Consider the following 23482-nt stretch of genomic DNA (forward strand, 5'->3'; position numbering starts at 1 on the left):
AAAAAACGGTGACCTTGTGGCCACCGTTTTTATTGCCAGCTACGGCTTATTCGCGGAACAGTGCTTCGATATTCAGACCCTGCGTCTGCAGAATTTCGCGCAGACGACGCAGACCTTCTACCTGAATCTGACGGACACGCTCACGGGTTAAACCGATTTCGCGGCCCACATCTTCCAGCGTTGCCGCTTCATAGCCTAACAGGCCGAAACGACGTGCCAGCACTTCACGCTGCTTGGCATTGAGTTCAAACAACCACTTAACGATGCTCTGTTTCATATCATCGTCCTGCGTGGTGTCTTCCGGACCGTTGTCTTTCTCATCGGCCAGGATATCCAGCAGCGCTTTTTCGGAATCACCGCCTAACGGCGTATCAACCGACGTAATGCGCTCGTTGAGACGCAACATACGGCTTACGTCATCAACTGGCTTGTCCAGCTGCTCGGCGATCTCTTCCGCACTCGGCTCATGGTCCAGCTTGTGCGACAGTTCACGCGCGGTACGCAGGTAAACGTTCAGTTCTTTAACAATGTGAATCGGCAGACGAATAGTACGGGTTTGGTTCATGATAGCCCGTTCAATGGTCTGACGAATCCACCAGGTGGCATAGGTTGAGAAGCGGAACCCGCGTTCCGGGTCAAACTTCTCTACGGCGCGAATCAGGCCGAGATTCCCCTCTTCAATCAGGTCCAGCAGCGCCAGACCACGATTGCTATAACGGCGGGCAATCTTTACCACCAGGCGTAAGTTACTTTCGATCATGCGACGGCGAGAAGGAATGTCACCGCGTAATGCGCGACGGGCGAAGAACACCTCTTCTTCCGCCGTTAACAGTGGTGAATAACCAATCTCGCCGAGGTAAAGTTGCGTCGCATCCAGAACGCGTTGCGTCGCACCCTGTGACAGCAACTCTTCTTCAGCTACTTCATTATCACCAGGTTCGTTCTCAACGAGAGCCTTCTCATCAAAAACCTCAGCTCCGTTCTCCTCGAATTCCGCATCATCGTGTAACTCATTAACTTTCAGCGTATTCTGGCTCATAAGCGGCTCCTACCCGTGATCCAAGGGCAGAACACCTAAGGTTCTGCCGGATTATCGCTGCGGTAAATAACGCAACGGGTTTACGGATTTCCCCTTGTAACGAATTTCAAAGTGCAATCTTACTGAACTGGTTCCGGTGCTACCCATGTTAGCGATTTTTTGCCCCGCCTTAACTTCCTGTTGTTCCCGGACCAGCATGGTATCGTTGTGGGCGTAGGCACTCAGGTAATCATCGTTGTGTTTGATGATGATTAAATTACCGTACCCGCGGAGCGCGTTGCCTGCGTATACCACTCTTCCTGATGCAGTGGCGACGACAGGTTGTCCACGCGACCCGGCGATATCGATCCCTTTGTTTCCGCCTTCCGCAGCGGAGAAGTTATCGATGATCTTCCCATCAGTCGGCCAACGCCAGCTTCCCACTGGTGTTGTGCTATTAGTTGTGCTGCTAACTGTGGGCGGTGCGGTAACCGGAGCTGTGGTCGTTGCCACATTATTTGCCCCTTTCGACGGCAGCATTTTCCCGCCTGTCGAACCCGAATCATCAGAATACGTAATAACAGGTTGCTGTGCAACAGGGGTGGATTTAATTTGCGTCTGATTCGATGCCACCGGAACGCCGCCCTGCGTGGCATCCGCTGCGGTTATCGCGTTACCACCGGTGATGGTCTGACCGTTACCGTTACCCACCTGTAACGTCTGCCCGGCGCTCAGGCTATAGGGCGCCGCGATATTATTGCGCTGTGCCAGATCGCGGAAATCATTGCCGGTAATCCAGGCAATATAGAACAGCGTATCGCCTCGCTTAACGGTGTAGGTTTCACCGCCGTAGCTGCCTTTAGGAATATTCCCATAATTTCGATTGTACACAATGCGACCATTTTCGGTGGTCACATTATTATTGCCACTAACCATTCCACCCGCAGGCGCGGCTGATGGTGTACCACCGCTTAACATTCCACCACGCGGCATCGCCGGCACGGTGCTGTTCTGCGCGGCGATCATGCCGCCGCCTGTGGTGGGAGCAGCAGCCATACCGCTGTCGCCGCTGTTGCTGCCGATCTGGCTGATGGGGGCTTGTGTGTTGTCGCCAGAGCTACAGCCTGCCAGCCAAAAACCGACCAGTGAAAGTGCCGCCAGACGGCGTAATTGAAATACTGTGCTTCCCGTGCTCATTGATCCCCCGTGATGGCAATCCTGGATAAAACTGTGTGTCGACGTTGACCGCATGATTCACTAGCTGTGCCGTCAAAAACGCGCTTTCGCATTGATTAACAAGGATAGTAACAATATCAACTGCGCCATGCCATGTAACGATTGTGAAGAAATACGTAAGATGGCTTTATGCCAGATCGCCCTGAACCAGCGGCACAAAGCGCACCGGCTCAATCGTTTCTTCGATGATTTCACCACCCTGACGACGCAGGCGCTTAAGTACCTGCTGGTCCTCACCCACCGGCAGCACCATTTTGCCGCCTTCTCCCAGTTGCGCTATCAGCGCAGTCGGAATTTCTGGCGGTGCGGCAGTCACAATAATGGCATCAAACGGACCCCGCGCGGCCCAGCCCTGCCAGCCGTCGCCGTGGCGTGTGGAAATGTTATGCAGATCGAGCTGCTTCAGGCGGCGTTTCGCCTGCCACTGCAGCCCTTTGATGCGTTCAACCGAGTAAACGTGGTTAACCAGATGCGCGAGAATGGCGGTCTGATAACCCGAACCGGTGCCAATTTCCAGCACGCGCGAAGTCGGGTTCAGCTCCAGCAGCGCCGTCATGCGCGCCACCATATAAGGCTGAGAAATGGTCTGGCCGTTGCCAATCGGCAGCGCCACATTTTCCCAGGCTTTATGTTCAAAAGCCTCGTCAATAAAGCGTTCACGCGGGACATCAGCGATGGCTTTCAGCAAATGCTCATCGTGAATACCCTGCGTGCGCAGTTGGGCAAGAAGCGTTTCGATGCGCCGGTTTACCATGCCGGATTCACCTCAGCCTGGCACAGCCCGTCGCCTGCCCTCTTCCGCGCCACGCCGGCGCCAGGATCAACCTGTCGTAATGTCTTCACGCCAGGGAACACGCCAATGCCGGGAGTCTGAATTCCATCATCGTTGCTGAGCCGTATCCGCATCTGATTCTGACCTTTTTCATTAACCGGTCCACCGACCGCCGCGCCCGTTTTGCGCCTTCAGCGGCGCAAGCGGTCCTGCGCTGGCGGCACAAGGATGTTTGCATTCTAGCGGTGAGGCGCGGGAAGTGGTAGGCGTAAATCACGCAACCGTCGGCAGTTGTCGCAACAATAAGCAGTCCAACCGGACGGCAGGCAGTAAAAAGCCCGGCGTAAAGCCGGGCAGATTCAGGACATCAGTGACGATCCGGTAAGCTCACCGCATACAGATACCAGGCCGAGTGCGGCAGCCAGCCTTCTGCCCAGCGCCAGTCATCATCCTTGCGCGTAATCGCGTAGCCTTCATCAAAGGCAATACCGTCCGCCACCTGATTAGACGCACCGGTAATCCCGTTGACGATGCCACCTGGCAGCGTGGTGTATTTCCACGAGTTGAAGAACAGATAGCTGATGTGGCGATAGCCGCTGCCGGTCAGCATGCTGACGTCGTACGGATTATGACCGAGGATCCAGTTGAGCTGATCCCAGGCATAACTCTGCAGCTGCTGCGTAAAGGCTTTATCGTCCGCGAACAGCGGCATTGCCTGACGGGCGGCGGCGGCCAGCGACGCGATACGCGCGTTTTCGCCCTGCCACCACGGCGCAGCTTCGCTGTCGTGCGGGAAGAAGAAGCTGGTGCGCTTCACGCCGTCTTTCAGCTGAATCAGCTGGCGCGCATAGCCAAACGGGTTATTGCTCTCTTTGGTGACCGCCAGCTCAAAGCCCAGCGAGCGTTTTACCGTCTGGCGGATGTTCGCCTGCTGCGCCTGCGGCGCGATGCGCGCGTACTCCAGCAGCGCAATCACCGGCAGGCCGGCATCGGACGGATGGAAGAACGGGCGTTTTTCGCCGTCGGCACGCCAGTAGTCATGCCAGTTATCCAGCGACGTCAGTCGCGCCATCAGGCTCTCCGCGCGCTGCTGCGCCGCAGCCAGATAGACCGCTTTTTGCGAGGCGCGGTACAGCTCGGTAGCCGCCAGCAGCGCGGTGTAATCATCCACGATGTTCTCTTTGCCGTCGTTCACCATGCGCAGATTATTTTTCTGCAGGAAGGCAAAGGCATCTTCTGCGGTTTGCAGATATTGCTGCCGCGTGAAGTTGCCGTCATTCTCCATGGTGCTGGCCAGCGCCAGCGCGGCAATTGACATGCCGGCACCGGAGCGGAAGCTGGCCTGCCACGCCAGCGGGCCGACCGCCTCCTCTTCAACAATGGTGGAATCTGACTCCTTCTCTTTGATCTGCGTGCGCCAGTTGGGATTGGCGATCACCCGGTCCTGAGCCAGCTTCTCTTTGCCCGGCGACGAGATCGCCTGGAAGAAGGATTCACCCGGCCGCTTCATGCGCACCAGGAAATCGGCACCGTACAGCCCTTCGTCGAGCATGCGCCGGCGATACTCGTCAAAGTTCGGGTTATCACGCGCCCCGAGATTTTGATAACCGCGCAATAAACTCCACGCCACCAGCGGCGCCTGCTGCGGATTGAAATAAGAGGTCAGATTCTGGTGCGACAGGTGCACACCGTAATCGCCGGTGGCGTCATACCAGCCGCCGTGGACGTCAACCGTGCCGCTGCCGGTGCCCGGTGGCAGCGGCAGTTTGCGGTCCGCCTTATCGAACAGGCCGGTGACGCGCTGGCTTTTGAAGTAAGCAATTACATCGGACAGCGTATAGCGCTCAAGCAGATCGGCACCAATAATGAACGGCCCGGAGCGCACATCGCCGTCGCTGCTGGTAGTTTGCAGCACGTAACGGCCCGGCGTTTGCCAGCCGGAGAAATCGGCACGATAGAAGGTGCGATCGCCCCAGCCCGGCACATCACCCTGCGGCTGCAGCGTGCCGCTCAGCACCGCTTTATTGGTCTCATTATCCAGCAGGGTAAATTTCACCGGCGGTTTAGCGCGCGAGTCGCCGGTCAGCTGCACGATGGCGTTTTTCGGCGCGGCAACATCGTAGCCGACCTGATTGATTAAAACGTGGGTTTCGGCGTGCGCCAGCCCGGCCAGTAACAGCGCTGCGGTCAGCGCGGAGAAGCGAATCCTCATGGTCATCATCCTTAGTGTCGTGAGTGATTGAACAGGCTAAAAGGGGCAATCATCATGAATTTGACGTCCTTTTCATCCTGGAAAACGTTGCCATAGCCGCCGCCCCAGCTGGGGTTATCGCTATGGTTGTTGTAGGCGGTGAGATGCAGCTTAAATACCGTGTCTTTGGCCCAGCCGGACTGCACCTGCCACACCAGATCGCCGTTGATGGCGGTTTCCGTCAGACGCTGCTGCTGCGACCAGTCGCCGCCGCGCGCCGGTTTACCGTCCCAGCCCCAGGCAAACGAGCCACCGATGCTGACGCCCGGCCAGACGATGTCGCTGAGATCGATCATCAGGCCTGCAAACAGCGCTTTTTCGCCGTCGGCGTTTAAGTCAGAGCGCGAATCCCACCACATATCGATGCGGCCCGCGGAGTTGGGATAGATCGGCGTCATCGCCACGGTGTAGTAACCCTGTTTCCCCGGTGCGTGTACCGCGCTGCCCTCGAGCCGGAACTGGTAGCGATCCCACTGGTACGCCAGCGTCAGGCCCTGCTGCCAGGCAAATTCATCGTAAACATCATGGCGACCGGTACGATCCTGCGAGCCGTAGAACTGCCAGCTGACGCTGAACGGGTTATCCCACAGCGTGGTCTGACGCGCCGCTTTGGCGAAATATTTGTCGAGATAATGCGGAGATTCCCCCCACGCCAGCTCCAGCGTGTTGCCGTTTTTGAAGTCATACTTCGCGCCCAGCGAGTGCAGATAAGGAATGCGCGTTTGCCGGTCGATTTCGCGAAACTCGTACATTTTGCGATACCACGGTGCTTTGTACTTGTTGGCGCCCATCCACGACAGCGACAGCGCGCCGGCAGCGCCATAGTCATAGACCGCCCCGACTTCCACGCCCTGGTAGGTGCCGGGCAGAAATCCCCACTGGGTGCCAAGCAGCGTCTGACCGCTCGGCTGGATATAACCGGCCCGCAGCCAGTAGTCGCCGGCTTTGAGTTTCAGCGCTGCACGGTAGAGATCCAGCCCGTTACGTTCGCCAACGCCACGGTCTTCCCACATCGAAGGCCCGTGACTGAAGCTGATCTCGTTGGGATGCGCCGGGCTGCCTTCAAACAGATCCCAGGTGGCGAAGGCCGCCACATCAATGCCCACGGTATCGGCCAGATAGCCGGACTGATAATCGAGCGCGCCGGTCAGCGTGCTGTGATGCAGGTTGGTCTGATAGTGCTGATAGTGCGCGCTGTGCGGATCGAGATCTTTACGCTCACGGTGGCGCTGCCAGTAATAGATGGTGCCCTCCAGCGTGCTGTCTTCAACAAATCCTTCCGCCAGCGCCGGCGGTGCCGCGCCCAGCATCAGGGTGGCCAGCGGCAGCAGCGCTGCCTTGTTTCTCCTGGTGAGTGTGTTCATGACCTTTCCTTAAGGTGCACGCGGCCCTGCGAAGCAGCCGCATGCGATTTCCCTGTTTTGGTGTTAACGAATCAGCGCATCAGGCGCCGGTTTTATTCACGCTGCGCAGCGTCCAGCGGCCGTAAATCAGCGTCAGAATGAATGGGGTGAGGAAAGCCACGGCAATTGCCGCCACTTCATAGATCATCTTCGACTCCGGGCCTTCGAACAGGCCGAGTTCAAACACGTTCAGCACCGGCAGGAAACTGTAGGTTTTCACCTGCAGCAGCCCGGTGATGCCACCGCCGAGCGCCGCGCCGATGCAGCCGAAGATAAACAGCATGCGGTACTTGAGATTGACGCCGTACAGCGCCGGTTCGGTAATGCCAAAGAACGCTGACAGCGACGCCGAGATTGCAATCTGCCGGTCGCGCAGGCTGCGGGCGATGAAGATCGCGCCGGTGACCGCGCCAAACTGCCCCATCACCGCCGACATAAACATCGCCATGATGGTGTCGTAGCCCTGCACCTGAATATTGATCAGCGCCAGCGGGATGATGCCCCAGTGCACGCCAAACACCACAAATAGCTGACCAATGCCCGCCAGCAGCGCGCCGGAGATCATCGGGCTAAGCTGATAGAGCCAGCTGTAGCCGCTGGCGATGCCGACGCCAACATAATCTGCCAGCGGGCCAATCACCGTGAACACCACAAAGCCGCAAATCAGCAGCGACAGGCACGGCACAAACACCAGCGCTGCCACCTCGGGGATCCACTGTTTCAGTCGGTGCTCAACCTTGCTCAGCAGCAGCACCGCCAGAATTGCCGGAATCACCGCGCCGCCGTAAATCTTCAGGCTGATGCTCAGGCCGAACAGCGCGAAGTGCGCCGGCAGATCCGGCTGGGTCAGCGGAAACACCATCGCCGCCGTCAGCGCCAGCGCGGTGAAACGGCTGGCACCGAAACGGTCTGCCGCGGTAACCGCAATAAACAGCGGCAGAAAGACAAACACCCCGCTGGCCAGCGCGTTGAACATGGCGAACAGCAGGTCATCGTCCGCCACCCAGCCCTGCGTCTGCAGCAGCACCATGATGCCTTTGATCACGCCGATGCCGGCCAGTACGCCAATGTAGGGCGTAAAGATAGCGCCGAGCGTGGCCAGAATTTTACCCGCGACGCCGCGCTCGTCTTTGCCGGGCTTCACCGGTTCGGCCACCGGCGCTGTGCCCTGCTGCATCGCCTGATACAGCTGTTCGACCTGCGGCCCGACCACAATCTGCAGCTGTCCGGACGCGTTCACCACGCGGATGACGCCCGGCAGGCTACTGATGGCCGGCATATCGACACTGGCCAGATCGTTTATCGTCAGCCGCAGCCGCGTGGCGCAGTGTGAAATATGGCTGATATTATCGTCGCCGCCGACCTGTTCCCTGATGGCCTGCGCCAGCTTCACGTAATCGAGTTTCATTGTTGTTATCCTTATGGCTCGCGCCCGGCGTTAGTCGTAATCACCCGGTTTGGTTTTGCTCTTCATCGCCACGCCAAAATCAGTGAATATGCGCTGCGGCAGATTGTTGCCTTTGGCTTCAGCGATGTGATGCGCGAGGATCTGGAACGGAATCACCATCAGCAGCGGCGCTATCCATTCGCTGACCTCCACGCCGAGCGCCAGCGTGCGCGCATCATCGCTCTCCCCGAGACACAGACTCCAGACGTGCGGCGTCACGCGCTGCTCATACTGGCGCAGCAGCTGCAGGCGTTCGCGCACCGGCGCCTCGACATCGATAAAGAACAGCCGGTGTTGCGGATTGATTTCGAAATAGGGGCCATGCATAAACGCTTCCAGTTCAATGCCCTGCGACGGCACGCGCACCGTTTCGCTGAATTTGGTCTCCATCTCTTTGATCACGCCAATCGCCGGACCAAAGCCAATCGAGATAAAGCGTGGCGCCGCAGTGAGATCGTCCTGCCAGCGCTGCCAGAAGCGCTCGGTGCGGGCGATGATGTCCGGAATCGCGTCGACGCCGTGCTGCAGTTGCGCCAGCGCCTGCTGTTCCTGCTCTGCGCTGAGGCGACCGCTGTGGCGCGCGCTGTGCACGCCAATCAGCATCAGCGTCAGGATCGTGGCGACATAGCCTTTAGTGACATAACCGACGCGCTCTTCGCCGTTCATGATGTCTACGGCGTGATCCACCGCCTGCGCCAGCAGACTGGTGATTTTGCTGGTGATGCCCCAGGTTGCCACGCCGTGCTGTTTTTTCAGCGCGTCGATCGCTGCCAGCGTCGAAGTGCTCTCGCCGCTCTGTGAAATCGCGATCACCAGATCGGTCGCCGGATCCCACTGCTCATAATGCTGAAAATGGAACGGCTCCTGCACGCTGATGCGTACGCCAGTCAGTTGCTCAACGTAATATTTGGCGCTGAGCGCGGCGTTGATGCTGGAGCCGGTGGCCAGAATCAGCACTGTTTTCGCCTTGCCCAGCACTGGTAATCCCTGCGGATAGCACGCCAGCAGATGGCTCAGCACCTCGGGTTGCTGGTGGATGTAGGTCATCATGGTGGGTTTCATTACCGCTCCTTAAACTGTTTTCCCGCCAACCTGAAAACGTTTTCAGGTTGTGAGCCAACTTATTTAATGGCGCATATTAAGTCAACGTGAGGATCGTGAAATTGCGATCGCGCTAACAAAGCGCAACGAAAGCAGGCGGAACGTTTAAGGGGAGAAGATCAGGCGGATTCGCCGGGGATCAATACCGGCTTTAGCGGTGCGCTGCAGCGCGCGTGCGGGCTTAAGCTGCCGTCCAGCTGCGCCATCATCATGGTGATAATGTTTTGCCCCAGCTGCGGATTCTGGTGATCGACGCTGGTCAGGCGCGGAATAAAATACTCGCTGCCGGGGAAGCGCTCGCAGCTGATGACCGCGACCTGCTCAGGCACGTCAATGCCGCGATCGCGTAGCGCGCGGATCGCGCCCATCGCCACGCGATCGTTGATCGCCACCAGCGCCTGCGGTTGCTCTGCCTGCTGCCACAGCGTATCAACCGCCTGATAGCCGTGTTCAGGATAGAAGTTATTCAGGCAGATCCAGCTGTCGCGCGGCGTAATGCCGGCCTGCTGCAGCGTGGCGTGGAAATGACTGACGCGCTCGCGCGTCACCCACACTTTGCGCGAGCCGCCAATAAACGCGATATCGCGCAGGCCGCGCGCCAGCAGATGATTCACCGCCAGCCCGACGCAGTGCTGCTGGTCGCGCATCACGCACGGCCAGCGGCCAGCAGGATGCGGCTGCCCCACCACCACCACCGCCATTTTGTCCATCAGCGATTCCAGCAGCGTCAGGTAGCCGGCCGGAATCGGCGCATAGTCGCTGTGACCGCCGAGCACGATCACCCCATCGATCTGGCTATCGATAATCGACTGAAAAATCGCGCTTTCATCATCGTCATGCTGAGGGCTGCGGTTGGCCGACTGGGTATCGTAAAGGGTGATTTTGTAACCGATGGCCAGACAGGCCTGCTGAATCTGCGCCACCAGCGTGACGAAGTAAGGGTTAGTGATGTCAGAGACGATCACCGCGAGCGTATAGCTCTGGCGCGATATCATGCCGCGCGCCATCAGGTTGGGGCTGAACTGATGCTCGGCGATCACCTGTTCCACCCGCGTGCGGGTTTTTTCCGACACCCACGCATGCTTGTTAAGCACGCGCGAGACGGTGGTGATCGACACGCCGGCGAGTACGGCAATATCCTTGATGGTAAGATTTTTGCTCATCGTCGCCGGGTTCGCTTATTCGTCGCCGAGCGGGGCCGCCGCGCCGTTGCTCAGCAGCTCACGCACTACGCTGGTGGCAAAACTGCCCGCCGGCAGCCAGAACTGCAGCTCGAGCGTGACGTCATCCCACCAGTTCCATTGCAGATCTTTCGGCACCACCAGCATGGCGCGCCGCGCCGCATCGACGCGTTCACGCTCCAGCAGGCCGAGCAGATCGGCCGCGCCCGCCAGCTGCTGCTGTTCAAACACCAGCGTTTCGCCCTGAGTGCCCGGCTCGCCGCGTCCGGCCAGCGGCGCGGTGATGCGCAGCTCGTGATTATCCACACGTTGCTGCAGCGCAGGTAACTCGTCCGTCTGGGCAACAAACCAGCTGCCGCGCCCGCTGAGCTGCAGCGCATCGCCGGGCTGCACGCGATCCAGCGCACCGTCACGCTGCAGGCGCGCGCTGGTCAGCTGATTGAACAGCTGGCTGCGCGCCGCCGACAGCAGAATGCCTTTCATACTGCGGTCGCGTGGACGGAATTTCTCGTCTGCCCACAGCCGCGCCTGCGTCAGGTTATTGCCGCCGCGGCCAAAGCGCTGTTCGCCAAAGTAGTTGGGCACGCCCTGCTGCTGAATCCGCTGCAGCCGCGATTCCACCTGCGCGCGATCGGACACCTGACGTACCACCAGACGAAACGCATTGCCCGCCAGCGCGCCGGTGCGCAGTTTACGCTTGTGGCGAATCACCTGCAGGATCTCCACGCCTTCCAGCTGGAAGCCGGCAAGATTGGGCATCGCCGTGCCCGGCACGCGGAAGCACAGCGTCTGCTCGGTGACTGCATGGCGATCTTTCATGCCGGCATAGCTGAGATCGCGCTGATGCACGCCGAGAAATTTGGCGATTGCCTCAGCGACAAAACGCGTGTTGCAGCCAATTTTACGGATGCGCACCAGCAGCTGCTCGCCTTCGCCATCATAGGGATAGCCGAGATCTTCAATCACCACGAAATCTTCGGGACTGGCTTTGATCACCCCGGTGGCAACGGGCACGCCGTGCAGGTAGAGCAGTTCACTCATGCCCGATCGGCCTTCACCAGCAGCGCCACGGCTTCGCAGGCAATGCCTTCACCGCGACCGGTAAACCCCAGCTTCTCGGTGGTGGTGGCTTTGACGTTGACATCATCCATGTGGCAACCGAGATCTTCGGCGATGTTGACGCGCATCTGCGGCACGTGCGGCAGCATTTTCGGTGCCTGAGCGATGATGGTGACATCGACGTTGCCGATGCGGTAGCCCTTCTGCTGGATGCGGCGCCAGGCTTCGCGCAGCAAACCGCGGCTGTCGGCGCCTTTGAATGCCGGATCGGTATCCGGGAACAGTTTGCCGATGTCGCCCATTGCCACCGCGCCCAGCAGCGCGTCGGTCAGCGCATGCAGCGCCACATCGCCGTCTGAATGCGCAATAAAGCCCTGTTCGAAGGGAATACGCACCCCGCCAATCACCAGCGGACCTTCGCCGCCAAACGCGTGCACGTCAAAACCGTGACCGATACGCATCATGCGTGCTCCTTTAACTGAATCTGAGTGAGATAGAAGGCCGCCAGCGCCAGATCTTCCGGCCGCGTTACCTTAATATTGTCGCTGCGTCCGCTGACCAGCTCAGGATGATAACCGCAATACTCCAGCGCCGAGGCTTCATCGGTGATGGTCGCGCCTTCATTGAGCGCGCGCGTCAGGCAGGCGGTCAGCAGCGCATGCGGGAAAAACTGCGGCGTCAGCGCATGCCATAAGTCATCGCGTTCAACGGTATGCGCAATGGCACCTTTGCCGGGCTCCGCGCGCTTCATGGTGTCGCGCACCGGTGCCGCCAGAATCGCGCCGACTTTGCTGTGCTCACGCACCGCCAGCAGACGCGCTAAATCATCGGGATGCAGACACGGCCGCGCCGCGTCGTGCACCAGCACCCAGGCGCTGTGGCGGATGGTCTGTAATCCGGCCAGCACCGATTCGGCGCGGGTTTCGCCGCCGGTGACGCGCAGCACACGTGCATCCTGCGCCAGCGGTAGGCTATCGAACCAGCCGTCATCCGGGCTGACTGGCACCACCACCTGCTTTACCGCCGGATGCGCCAGCAGGCGCGCCACGCTGTGCTCGAGCAGGGTTAACGGACCGATGGTGAGATACTGCTTCGGACAGGCGGCCTGCATGCGGCTGCCGATACCGGCAGCCGGCACCACGGCAATCACATCCGCAGAGGAAGAGAGCTGATTCATGGTTTATCGTTGTTGATTCTGCGCCGCTTGTTGCGCATTACGTTTGTTTTGGTCTGGCACCAGACGATAGAAAGTCTCGCCAGGCCTGATCATGCCCAGCTCGCTGCGTGCGCGTTCCTCAATCGCCTCTGAACCGCCATTGAGATCGTCAATTTCGGCAAACAGCTGATCGTTACGCGCTTTGAGTTTGGCGTTATTCGCCTGTTGTGACGCCACGTCTTCGCTGACGCGCGTGTAATCATGGATACCGTTCTTGCCCAGCCACAGAGAGTATTGCAACCATCCCAGCAGCACGAGCAGCAGTAACGTCAGTTTTCCCATCCCCGCCCCCTGAAAAACGGCTCAATCATCCCATAACTTGACGCCGGACTCCACTGCGGCAGCGAAAATGGCGCGCAAGCAGATTTGTCTGGACAAATAATGACGGGAAAGCGCCGGACGGCAGGTAAAGTTTTGTAACCTGCCGATGCGTTTGCACATCAGCGCCGGATTACCAGCCCGAGAGAAAGGAGAACAGCAGCCAGAACAGGCACACCACCACCAGGGCGGTAATCAGACCGCTCCACCACAGCCGGCCACGCAGCATCAGGCTGAGCACGATGCCAATCAGCACCGAAACCGGCAGCAGCGCAAGGAAAAAAGGCCAGGTGTAGAGAAAGAAAAACAGCGTGTTAGAGCCGTACAGCAGAAACGGTATGCCCAGCGCACACCAGTACGAGAGAAAGCCGATCACGCCGCCCGGCAGTGATGAGCGTGGCTCATCCGGGGTGCGTTCATCTTTGCGTGCCAGCATGGGGGTAACGTTCTGCATAGAGATCCTGTTGACGCTAAAGCGCGGCAAACCGTGAGATTTGCCGCTGTCGGTTCAGGATCTGATGATATCGTGGTGGCGCAGCAGGTCTAACAATTGGCCGGTCAGTTTTGTAACCAATTGTTCACCATCCAGCTGGATTTCTGGCGCATCCGGCGCCTCGTAAACGCTGTCGATACCGGTGAAGTTACGCAGCTCGCCGGCACGGGCTTTTTTATACAAGCCTTTCGGATCGCGCGCTTCGCACACCGCCAGCGGCGTATCGACGAACACCTCGATAAACTGCCCGTCACCGAGCAGATCGCGCACCATCTGGCGCTCGGCACGGTGCGGCGAAATGAACGCCGTCAGCACCACCAGTCCGGCATCCACCATCAGTTTCGCCACTTCACCCACGCGCCGGATATTCTCTTTGCGGTCTTCATCGCTGAAACCGAGATCGCGGCACAGGCCGTGACGCACATTGTCGCCGTCCAGCAGATAGGTGCTGACGCCCAGCCGGTGCAGCGCCTGCTCCAGCGCACCGGCCACGGTGGATTTACCCGAGCCAGAGAGCCCGGTAAACCACAGCACCACGCCACGATGGCCGTGCTGCTGTTCGCGTTCAGCGCGCGTGACCGGATGGTCATGCCACACCACGTTTTCGTCGTGCTGCGCCATTACTGACCGCCCAGCAGGTCGCGCGCGTTCCAGTGCGGGAAGTGACGGCGCACCAGCGCGTTCAGCTCCAGCTCGAAATCACTGTACTGGCCAGCCTGACTGCGCGTGGCGCTCAGCGGCTGATGGATCATGCCGGCACCGACGGTCACGTTGCTCAGGCGATCGATAAAGATCATGCCGCCGGTCACCGGGTTCTGCTGGTAAGCATCCAGCACCATCGGTTCATCGAAGGTCACTTCTACCAGACCGATGCCGTTGAGCGGCAGGCTGTCGACCGCGCGTTTTTCCAGCGTATTGATCTCCACCTGATGGAGAATCTTTTCGACGCGGCCACGCGCTTTCTTGCCGGCAATTTTCACTTCATAGCTTTGTCCCGGCTGCAGCGGCTGTTCCGCCATCCACACCACGTCGACGGTCGCGGACTGCACCGCCTGCAAATCGGCTGCGGCATCCACCAGCAGATCGCCACGGCTGATGTCGATCTCATCGTTCAGCACCAGGGTAATCGCCTCACCGGCGGCCGCCTGCTGCAGGTCACCATCAAAGGTGACGATACGCGCAACGCTGGATTCCACACCGGACGGCAGCACTTTCACTCGCTGGCCGACGCTGACCACGCCCGATGCCAGCGTACCGGCATAGCCACGGAAGTCGAGGTTCGGCCGGTTAACATACTGCACCGGGAGGCGCATCGGCTGCGTGTCGACCACGCGCTTCAGCTCTACCGTCTCCAGCACGTCGAGCAGCGTCGGGCCGCTGTACCACGGCATGGTTACGCTCGGGGTGGCGACGTTATCGCCTTCCAGCGCCGACATCGGCACAAAGCGGATATCAAGATCGTCCGGCAGCTGCGCGGCAAAATCGAGGTAATCCTGTTTGATCTGCTCGAAGGTCTCCTGGCTGTACGCCACCAGATCCATCTTGTTGATCGCCACCACCAGATGTTTGATGCCCAGCAGCGTGGCGATGAAGCTGTGGCGACGGGTCTGATCCAGCACGCCTTTGCGCGCATCGATCAGCAGGATCGCCAGATCGCAGGTTGAGGCACCGGTCGCCATGTTGCGGGTGTACTGCTCGTGCCCAGGCGTGTCGGCGATGATGAACTTGCGCTTCTCGGTGGAGAAATAGCGATAGGCCACATCGATAGTGATGCCCTGCTCGCGCTCGGCCTGCAGGCCATCAACCAGCAGCGCCAGATCGAGTTTCTCGCCCTGGGTGCCGTGGCGTTTGCTGTCATTGTGCAGCGACGACAGCTGATCTTCATAAATCTGGCGCGTATCGTGCAGCAGACGGCCAATCAGCGTACTTTTGCCGTCGTCGACGCTGCCGCAGGTAAGGAAACGCAGCAGGCTTTTGTGTTGTTGCGCGGTCAGCCAGGCTTCAACGCCGCCCTGCTCGGCAATCTGTTGGGCAATAACGGTATTCATCGGCGTCTCCTTAGAAATAACCCTGACGTTTTTTCAGTTCCATCGAACCGGCCTGGTCGCGGTCAATCACGCGCCCCTGACGTTCACTGGTGGTGGAGACCAGCATCTCTTCAATGATTTCCGGCAGCGTCTGCGCCTCGGATTCCACCGCGCCGGTCAGCGGCCAGCAGCCGAGGGTACGGAAACGCACCATACGCTGCTTAATCACTTCTCCCGGCTGCAGGTTGATACGATCGTCATCAATCATCATCAGCATGCCGTCGCGCTCCAGTACCGGGCGCGGTGCAGCCAGGTACAGCGGCACGATTTCGATGTTTTCCAGGAAGATGTACTGCCAGATATCCAGTTCGGTCCAGTTGGAGAGCGGGAACACGCGAATGCTTTCGCCTTTGTTGATCTGGCCATTGTAGTTGTGCCACAGCTCCGGACGCTGGTTTTTCGGATCCCAGCGGTGGAAACGATCGCGGAACGAATAGATACGCTCTTTGGCGCGCGACTTCTCTTCGTCACGACGTGCACCACCGAACGCTGCATCAAAACCGTATTTGTTCAGTGCCTGCTTCAGACCCTCGGTTTTCATGATGTCGGTGTGTTTGGCGCTGCCGTGCACGAACGGGTTAATACCCATCGCCACGCCTTCCGGGTTACGGTGCACCAGCAGCTCTGCGCCCATCGCTTTCACGGTGCGATCGCGGAACTCGTACATTTCGCGGAATTTCCAGCCGGTATCAACGTGCAGCAGCGGAAACGGCAGCGTGCCCGGATAGAAGGCTTTGCGCGCCAGATGCAGCATCACCGAGGAGTCTTTACCGATGGAGTACATCATCACCGGATTGCTGAACTCGGCCGCCACCTCGCGGATGATATGGATACTCTCTGCCTCCAGCTGGCGCAGATGAGTGAGACGATTTTGGTCCATAATTTTTCCTCAAGCCAAATTGACAACGGCGGACTCGCGAGCCCCCTGCTGTGCCGAATGTTGGAACCAGGCAAGTTGCCCGTGCAGATTCACCACTTCGCCAATCACTAATAGCGCTGGCGTTGGCGCGGCAGCTGCCAGCGCCTCGAGTTGTGCTAAGGTGCCGGTCAGCACCTGCTGATCCTGGCGCGTGCCGCGACCAATCACCGCCACTGGCGTTGACGGCGCGCGGCCGTGTTCGATCAGCCCGGCGGCAATTTCCGCCGCTTTCACCGTGCCCATGTAAATTGCCAGCGTCTGACGCGCGCGCGCCAGCGACGGCCAGTCGATACCGTCGCCGTCGGCGCGGCAGTGACCGGTGATAAACAGCACGCTCTGGGCATAATCGCGGTGGGTTAACGGAATACCGGCATAGGCGGTAGCGCCCGCGGCCGCGGTGATGCCCGGCACCACCTGGAACGGAATGCCCGCCGCCTGCGCCGCCTGCAGCTCTTCGCCGCCGCGGCCAAAAATAAACGGATCGCCGCCTTTCAGGCGCACCACGCGCTTGCCCTGCTGCGCCAGCGTCACCAGCAGCTGATTGGTCTCTTCCTGCGGCACCGAATGGGCGCCGGCGCGTTTGCCGACGCAGATACGATCGGCATCGCGTCTTACCAGTTCCAGCACCTCGTCGCTGACCAGATGGTCATACAGCACCACATCGGCCAGCTGCATCACCTGCAGCCCGCGCAGCGTCAGCAGACCGCTGTCGCCCGGGCCGGCACCGACCAGTGTGATTTCACCCTGATTATCAGAGGTGTTTTCCAGTTCACGATCGAGCGTGCGGCGCGCCTCGTTGACGTTACCCGCCGCCATCTGGCTGGCAAACAGGCCATTAAAAGCCCGCTCCCAGAAGCGACGACGGTCAGACATTTTGTGGTAGCGCTGTTTGACTTTGTCGCGCCACTGACCGGCCACTTCGGCCATCTGCCCGAGATTGGCGGGCAGCAGCGCTTCGATTTTTTCACGCAGCAGACGCGCCAGCACCGGCGCAGTGCCGCTGGAGGAGATCGCCACCACCAGCGGTGAGCGGTCAACAATCGACGGGAAGATAAAGCTGCATTTTGGCTGGTCGTCGACCACATTCACCAGCTTGTGGCGCGCATTAGCGGCATCAAATACCTGCGCGTTGAGGGCGTTATCGTCGGTGGCGGCAATCACGAGGAAAACATCGTCCAGCTGCGCCGCGTCGAAGTGCTGAGCAATCCACTCGATGGCGTTAATGTCGCGCAGCGCCTGCAGTTCATGGCCGAGCTCGCGCGCGGCCACCCGCACGTGCGCACCGGCACGCCGCAGCAGCTCAATTTTACGCGCAGCGATTTCGCCACCGCCGACCACCAGCACCGGACGGTTTTTGAGATCGGCAAAGAGAGGCAAGTAATCCACGTTAACCTTGTTAGTTTTACAATAAGTTAACGCGACTATACGTCCCCGCCTTCTGGCAGATGAAATTACGAATTAGCATGAGTAGTTACCAAATGGAATAACGCACCGGGATTGCTGATAACAATTTGTGCTTAACAAATGATATTGCTGGTGTTTCGGAGCGATACAAATTGTGCAGGCGGCGTCACAGTTTCATACTAACTCAGAATTTTTTTACCCTGACGGGATGTCAGAAAAGGACAACCACTATGTTTGCCACTCTCCGCCGCAGCGTGCTGGCAGCACTGATTGCCGGCGGTTTGCCTCTGCTGGCGCAGGCTGCAACGATCGCACCTGGCCACTTTGCCGAACAGCAGCTGCGCCACATTGCCACCTATTTCCCCGGTCGCATGAGCGGCAGCCCGGCCGAGCTGATGACGGCAGATTATCTGCAGCAGCAGTTCACCGAGCTTGGTTATCAGAGCAATACCCGACAGTTTAATACCAGCTATAACTGGCTGGAGAAACAGGGCATCACGCGCCGCCATAAAGTGACGGCGACCTCGGTGATCGCCGCACGCGCCGGCAGCGTGCCGCAGGAGATTCTGATCGTCACCCATCTGGATACCTGGACACCGCTCAGCCAGCACGAGACAGACAATAATCTCGGCGGCCTGCGTTTGCAGGGCGTAGACGATAACGCTTCCGGGCTGGGCGTGATGCTGGAGCTGGCGCAGGCGCTGAGTCAAACGCCGCTGCACTATGGCGTGCGCTTTGTGGCGCTGAGCGCAGGCGAAGCCGGTTTACACGGTATGGATGATTATCTGGCGCGCATGAGCGTGCAGGAGAAGAAAGATACGCTGCTGGTGATCGATCTGAATAGCCTGATCGTTGGCGATCGCCTCTACTTCAATAACGGCATGAATACGCCAGCGGCGGTACGCAAGCAGACCAGCGCGCGCGCCCTGCAGATTGCGCACCGTTACGGCATCACGGCTGCCAGCCACGTGCTGACCGCACACGATTACCCGGGCGTTAATCCGTTTGATAAAGCCGGGATTCCGCTGCTGGATGTTACCGCAGCCAACTGGGCGCTGGGCAATAAAGCCGGTGAGCAGCAGCGCGCGCGGTCACCTCACTTTCCGGAGGGTACGGTGCGCCACCAGACCGGGCGCGATAATCTGACTTACATCGACCACTGGCTGCCGGGGCGCATCCATCAGCGCACGCGCGACAGCGTACGCATTTTGCAGCCGCTGCTGACGGAGCTGGCTAATCCGACGTTGTAAGATCTTGCCGGTTTTTGCGGGTGCGCACCGCTGCGCACTCGCAGCAATTGCGCCCGTCAGCCTTCGTGTAACCCGCATTCGCGTTTGAGGCCGAAAAAGCGTGTCTCTTCCTCAGCCATCCCCGGCTCCCACTTGCGCGTGGTGTGCGTGTCGCCCACGGAGAGGTAACCTTCGTCCCACAGCGGATGGTACTTCAGCCCATGGTGCTTCAGATACTGGTGCACCTGACGGTTATCCCAGTCGATGATCGGCAGGATTTTGAACACGCCACGCTGCACGGCCAGTACCGGCAGGCTGGCACGGCTGCCGGACTGATCGCGGCGCAGGCCGGCAAACCAGGTCTGCGCACCCAGCGTTTGTAGCGCGCGGTTCATCGGCTCGACTTTGTTAAGCTGGTTGTACTGCTCGATCCCTTCAACGCCCTGCTCCCACAGCTTGCCGTAGCGCGCTTCCTGCCACGCCGGTGAGGTTTCGGCGCGGAAGATCTGCAGATTCAGGTTCAGCTGCTGCGTCAGTTCATCAATGAAGCGGTAGGTCTCAGGGAACAGATAACCGGTATCGGTAAGGATCACCGGAATATCCGGGCGCTGCTGCGTGACCATGTGCAGCAGTACCGCCGCCTGAATACCAAAACTCGACGACAGCACAAAGGCGCCCGGCAGCTGCTCCAGCGCCCAGCTGACGCGCTGTTCGGCAGAGAGCTTTTCCAGCTGGACGTTGCTTTCCGCCAGCGCCATGATGCGATCGACTTTGCTGCCGCTGTTCAGGCTGGCGAGATCGGGTAGTGTCATACTGCCTCCGGGTCCCAGAAATCACGGGCGGGATCGACCACCGGCTGCACAATGCCCGCGCGAATCACGAAGTCACCAAACCCTTCATCCGCCGTGCGCTCGCTGGCCCAGCGCGCCACCAGCTCATCGATGCTGGCGAGGATTTCGTTTTCCGTGATGTTTTCGCGGTACATGCGCGGGATGCGCGTGCCGATGCGATTACCACCAATATGCAGGTTGTAACGGCCCGGCGCTTTGCCCACCAGGCCCAGTTCGGCCAGCATGGCACGCCCGCAGCCGTTCGGACAACCGGTAACGCGTAACACTATGTGCTCTTCGCCGACGCCGTGGCGGTGCATGATCTCCTCCACTTTGCTGACGAAGGATGGCAGGAAGCGTTCGGCTTCAGCCATCGCCAGCGGACAGGTCGGGAAGGCCACGCAGGCCATGGAGTTTTCACGCTGCGGCGTGACCGCTTCCATCAGGCCGTGCTCACGCGCAATGGCTTCAATCTGCGCTTTCTGCGCCTCCGGTACGCCGGCCACAATCAGGTTCTGATTGGCGGTCAGGCGGAAATCGCCCTGATGCACTTTGGCAATCTCCGCGATACCGCGCTTCAGCGGACGGCCCGGATAATCCAGCAGGCGACCGTTTTCGATAAACAGCGTCAGGTGCCATTTCTTGTCGATGCCCTTCACCCAGCCGATGCGATCGCCACGGGTGGTAAATTCGTATGGGCGAATCGGCTCGAAGGTCAGGCCGGCACGCTTCTCGACTTCGGCTTTGAAGGTCTCGACGCCGACGCGCTCCAGCGTGTATTTGGTTTTGGCATTTTTACGATCGGTACGGTTACCCCAGTCGCGCTGCGTGGTGACCACCGCCGCAGCCACATCAAGGATCTTCTCCACCGGCAGGTAGCCAAACTCGCTGGCGGTGCGCGCGTAAGTGGCTTTGTTGCCGTGCTCAATTGACAAACCGCCACCGACCAGCAGGTTAAAGCCAATCAGCTTGCCGTTCTCCGCAATGGCGATGAAGTTCAGATCGTTCGCATGCAGATCGACATCGTTATGCGGCGGCACCACAACGGTGGTTTTAAACTTACGTGGCAGATAGGTCTCACCGAGGATCGGCTCCTGATCGGTGGTGGCGACCTTCTCCTGATCCCACCAGATCTCGGCGTAGGCGCGCGTCTGCGGAAGCAGGTGCTCGGAAAGCTTTTTCGCCCACTCGTACGCTTCCTGATGCAGCTCTGACTCCACCGGGTTCGAGGTACACAGCACGTTACGGTTGACGTCGTTGGCGGTAGCCAGCGCGTCCAGTCCGACTTCATGCAGCATCTGGTGAGTTGGCTTGACGTTCTTCTTCAGAATGCCGTGAAACTGGAACGTCTGACGGTTAGTCAGGCGAATGCTGCCGTACAGCGTTTTGTCGGTGGCAAATTTATCAATCGCCAGCCACTGCGTTGGCGTGATGATGCCGCCCGGCAGACGGCAGCGCAGCATCATCGCATGGCGCGGCTCCAGCTTCTGCGCGGCGCGCTCGGCGCGGATGTCGCGGTCATCCTGCTGGTACATGCCGTGAAAACGGATCAGCAGGAAGTTATCGCCGGTAAAGCCGCCGGTCAGGCCATTGTCGAGATCTTCTAAAATGGTGCCGCGCAGGTAGTTGCTCTGCTTTTTCAGACGCTCGGCGTCGGAAAGTTTGCCTTCAACCACCAGCGGTCCAGGATGTTTTTCGCTCATTAGTAAACGTCTCGCTGATAACGGCGCTCAATGCGCAGCTCACTTAAAAATTCGTCAGCGGTTTCACGATCCATGCCGCCGTGTTCGACCACCACATCCAGTAATGCCTGTTCAACGTCTTTCGCCATGCGATTGGCGTCGCCGCAGACGTACAGGTGCGCGCCCTCTTCAATCCAGCGCCACACTTCCGCCCCTCTGGCACGGATTTTATCCTGTACGTAAATCTTTTCGGCCTGATCGCGTGACCACGCCAGATCGATATGGGTCAGCAGACCGTCTTTAACGTATTTCTGCCACTCTACCTGATAGAGGAAATCTTCGGTGAAGTGCGGATTACCAAAGAACAGCCAGTTTTTGCCGCTGGCACCGTCGTTTTCACGCTGCTGCATGAAGGCGCGGAACGGGGCAATGCCGGTGCCCGGACCGATCATGATCACCGGTGCATCCGGATTGGCCGGCAGGCGGAAATTATCGTTATGCTCGATGAACACGCGGATTTCACCATCTTCTTCCAGCCGATCGGCCAGCCAGGTAGAAGCGCCGCCGCCGCGCTGACGGCCGTCAATTTCATAACGCACCGCGCCGACGGTGATATGCACTTCGGTTTCGCTCTCCGCCTGCGACGAGGCGATGGAGTAAAGCCGCGGCGTCAGCGGACGCAGCAGGCCAGTCAGCTGGCCGGCGTTCAGTTCGGTGGGCGCCTGGCGCACCATGTCGACAATCGGGAAACTCTGCGCGAAGCTTTGCAGCTTCGGCTTGTCGCCCGCCAGCGCCAGCAGCGCCTCGTTGCGCGACAGGGCTGCATACTGCTCGACAATCTGCGGCGTGTTGACCGTCAGCTCAAAATGTTTCTGCAGCGCCTCGGCCAGCGGCAGGGTTTCTCCGCGCACCTCGACCTGCTCATCGCCTTTCAGCCATACCAGCTGCAGCAGCTCCTGCACCAGTTCCGCATCGTTTTCATACCATACGCCGAGCGCATCGCCTGGCTGGTAACGCAGACCGGAATCACCCAGATCGATTTCGATATGGCGCACGTCTTTATCTGAGTTGCGACCGGTAATTTTCTGGTTCAGGGCAAAGCTGGCGGTGAGCGGCGCTTCTTTGGTGTAAGGACTGCTGTCCACCAGGTTGACGCTGCCAGCCGCGCTGGCTGCCAGCTGCGCTGCCGGTTCCGCCGGCACGCGCGCTTTGAGAATATCGGTGAGCTGCAGACGCCAGGCGCTGGCCAGTTCGCTGTATTCAACATCGGCATCCACGCGATCCAGCAGGCGTTCGCCGCCCAGTTCAGCCAGACGCTGGTCGAAGTCTTTACCGGCCTGACTGAAAAATTCATAGGAGGTATCGCCAAGACCAAACACGGCAAAGGCGGTATCACTCAGCTTCGGCGCTTTCTTCGACAGCAGGAATTTATGCAGCGCCACCGCCTCTTCCGGCGGTTCGCCCTCGCCCTGCGTTGAGGTCACGATGACCAGCAGTTTTTCCTGACCGATCTGTTTGAATTTGTAGTCGCCGGCATTCACCAGATTGACGCTCAGTTTCGCCGCCAGCAAATCGTCACGCAGCTGCTCGGCCAGCCGGCGCGCATTGCCGGTTTGTGAGGCGGAGATCAGCGTAATGCCCGGCACCTCAGCGGCGGCTGGCGCAGGCGCGGCAACGGTGCCCGGTGCCTGATTAACCATGCCCCAGAAGTAGCCAGAGAGCCATGCCAGCTGCGTTGGATTGAAATCGGTGGTCGCGGCCTGTAAGCGCGCAATTTGCTCCGGGGATAGCGGAAGCATCGCTGGGGGTGCCTGAGTCGTCATCGCGTTAAAAATT

At 59.4% G+C, this 23482-nt stretch carries 21 protein-coding genes; 1 reads left to right on the forward strand and 20 read right to left on the reverse strand.

From position 1 onward, the window contains the following. Positions 1-46: 46 nt before the first annotated feature. From rpoS to cysG, 17 genes are all read right to left on the reverse strand, one after another. A complete protein-coding gene (rpoS, locus tag OXR61_RS15215) occupies positions 47-1039 on the reverse strand; it encodes an RNA polymerase sigma factor RpoS (RefSeq protein WP_021507339.1) in 993 nt (330 codons plus the stop codon). Between the two features lie 51 nt (positions 1040-1090). Next, the gene (gene nlpD, locus OXR61_RS15220) at positions 1091-2215 is read right to left on the reverse strand and encodes a murein hydrolase activator NlpD (protein ID WP_021507340.1); all 1125 of its coding nucleotides are present in this window, start codon (positions 2213-2215) and stop codon (positions 1091-1093) included. A gap of 166 nt (positions 2216-2381) precedes the next feature. After that, complete coding sequence (locus OXR61_RS15225) at positions 2382-3008, reverse strand: protein-L-isoaspartate(D-aspartate) O-methyltransferase (RefSeq protein WP_021507341.1); 627 nt, start codon at positions 3006-3008, stop codon at positions 2382-2384. A gap of 385 nt (positions 3009-3393) precedes the next feature. Then, entirely contained in the window at positions 3394-5238 is a 1845-nt protein-coding gene (locus tag OXR61_RS15230) for a glycoside hydrolase family 9 protein (protein ID WP_021507342.1), read from the reverse strand. An 11-nt stretch (positions 5239-5249) separates the two neighbouring features. Further along, positions 5250-6641: an OprD family outer membrane porin gene (locus OXR61_RS15235; protein WP_021507343.1), complete on the reverse strand. Its 1392-nt coding sequence runs from the start codon at positions 6639-6641 to the stop codon at positions 5250-5252. Between the two features lie 79 nt (positions 6642-6720). After that, on the reverse strand, positions 6721-8088 hold the full coding sequence (locus OXR61_RS15240; protein ID WP_021507344.1) for a PTS transporter subunit EIIC: 1368 nt from the start codon (positions 8086-8088) through the stop codon (positions 6721-6723). Between the two features lie 30 nt (positions 8089-8118). After that, entirely contained in the window at positions 8119-9189 is a 1071-nt protein-coding gene (locus OXR61_RS15245) for an SIS domain-containing protein (RefSeq protein WP_021507345.1), read from the reverse strand. 158 nt (positions 9190-9347) lie between these two features. Continuing rightward, positions 9348-10391 (reverse strand): LacI family DNA-binding transcriptional regulator, encoded by a 1044-nt coding sequence (locus tag OXR61_RS15250; protein ID WP_021507346.1) that lies wholly within the window; start codon positions 10389-10391, stop codon positions 9348-9350. A gap of 15 nt (positions 10392-10406) precedes the next feature. Further along, on the reverse strand, positions 10407-11450 hold the full coding sequence (truD, locus tag OXR61_RS15255) for a tRNA pseudouridine(13) synthase TruD (RefSeq protein WP_021507347.1): 1044 nt from the start codon (positions 11448-11450) through the stop codon (positions 10407-10409). Further along, entirely contained in the window at positions 11447-11929 is a 483-nt protein-coding gene (ispF, locus tag OXR61_RS15260) for a 2-C-methyl-D-erythritol 2,4-cyclodiphosphate synthase (RefSeq protein WP_031279680.1), read from the reverse strand. The genes truD and ispF overlap by 4 nt, the downstream gene beginning before the upstream one ends. Then, the gene (ispD, locus tag OXR61_RS15265; RefSeq protein WP_021507349.1) at positions 11929-12645 is read right to left on the reverse strand and encodes a 2-C-methyl-D-erythritol 4-phosphate cytidylyltransferase; all 717 of its coding nucleotides are present in this window, start codon (positions 12643-12645) and stop codon (positions 11929-11931) included. Before ispD ends, ispF begins: the two co-directional genes overlap by 1 nt. Before the next feature lie 3 nt (positions 12646-12648). Then, the gene (gene ftsB / locus OXR61_RS15270; protein WP_021507350.1) at positions 12649-12966 is read right to left on the reverse strand and encodes a cell division protein FtsB; all 318 of its coding nucleotides are present in this window, start codon (positions 12964-12966) and stop codon (positions 12649-12651) included. A 169-nt stretch (positions 12967-13135) separates the two neighbouring features. Then, the gene (locus tag OXR61_RS15275; protein ID WP_021507351.1) at positions 13136-13456 is read right to left on the reverse strand and encodes a DUF3561 family protein; all 321 of its coding nucleotides are present in this window, start codon (positions 13454-13456) and stop codon (positions 13136-13138) included. 54 nt (positions 13457-13510) lie between these two features. Then, positions 13511-14116 (reverse strand): adenylyl-sulfate kinase, encoded by a 606-nt coding sequence (gene cysC, locus OXR61_RS15280; protein ID WP_021507352.1) that lies wholly within the window; start codon positions 14114-14116, stop codon positions 13511-13513. Next, complete coding sequence (gene cysN / locus OXR61_RS15285) at positions 14116-15543, reverse strand: sulfate adenylyltransferase subunit CysN (RefSeq protein ID WP_021507353.1); 1428 nt, start codon at positions 15541-15543, stop codon at positions 14116-14118. The genes cysC and cysN overlap by 1 nt, the downstream gene beginning before the upstream one ends. A 10-nt stretch (positions 15544-15553) precedes the next feature. Continuing rightward, complete coding sequence (gene cysD / locus OXR61_RS15290; protein ID WP_021507354.1) at positions 15554-16462, reverse strand: sulfate adenylyltransferase subunit CysD; 909 nt, start codon at positions 16460-16462, stop codon at positions 15554-15556. Between the two features lie 9 nt (positions 16463-16471). Then, positions 16472-17887 (reverse strand): siroheme synthase CysG, encoded by a 1416-nt coding sequence (gene cysG / locus OXR61_RS15295; protein ID WP_021507355.1) that lies wholly within the window; start codon positions 17885-17887, stop codon positions 16472-16474. A gap of 248 nt (positions 17888-18135) precedes the next feature. Here cysG and OXR61_RS15300 point away from each other — a divergent pair, with 248 nt between their 5' ends. Continuing rightward, on the forward strand, positions 18136-19155 hold the full coding sequence (locus OXR61_RS15300) for an aminopeptidase (protein ID WP_021507356.1): 1020 nt from the start codon (positions 18136-18138) through the stop codon (positions 19153-19155). 56 nt (positions 19156-19211) lie between these two features. Here OXR61_RS15300 and OXR61_RS15305 read toward each other — a convergent pair whose 3' ends face one another. From OXR61_RS15305 to cysJ, 3 genes are read right to left on the reverse strand one after another with little or no spacing between them, the layout of a single operon-like run. Further along, positions 19212-19946, reverse strand: a complete 735-nt coding sequence (locus OXR61_RS15305) for a phosphoadenylyl-sulfate reductase (protein ID WP_021507357.1) — start codon at positions 19944-19946, stop codon at positions 19212-19214. Next, positions 19943-21667, reverse strand: coding sequence for an assimilatory sulfite reductase (NADPH) hemoprotein subunit (cysI, locus tag OXR61_RS15310; protein ID WP_021507358.1), 1725 nt, complete (start codon positions 21665-21667; stop codon positions 19943-19945). The genes OXR61_RS15305 and cysI overlap by 4 nt, the downstream gene beginning before the upstream one ends. Further along, positions 21667-23469: an NADPH-dependent assimilatory sulfite reductase flavoprotein subunit gene (gene cysJ / locus OXR61_RS15315; protein ID WP_031279681.1), complete on the reverse strand. Its 1803-nt coding sequence runs from the start codon at positions 23467-23469 to the stop codon at positions 21667-21669. The genes cysI and cysJ overlap by 1 nt, the downstream gene beginning before the upstream one ends. Positions 23470-23482 lie beyond the last annotated feature (13 nt).

Source organism: Pantoea sp. GM_Pan_4 (genome assembly GCF_026541005.1).
GTDB lineage: Bacteria > Pseudomonadota > Gammaproteobacteria > Enterobacterales > Enterobacteriaceae > Pantoea > Pantoea dispersa.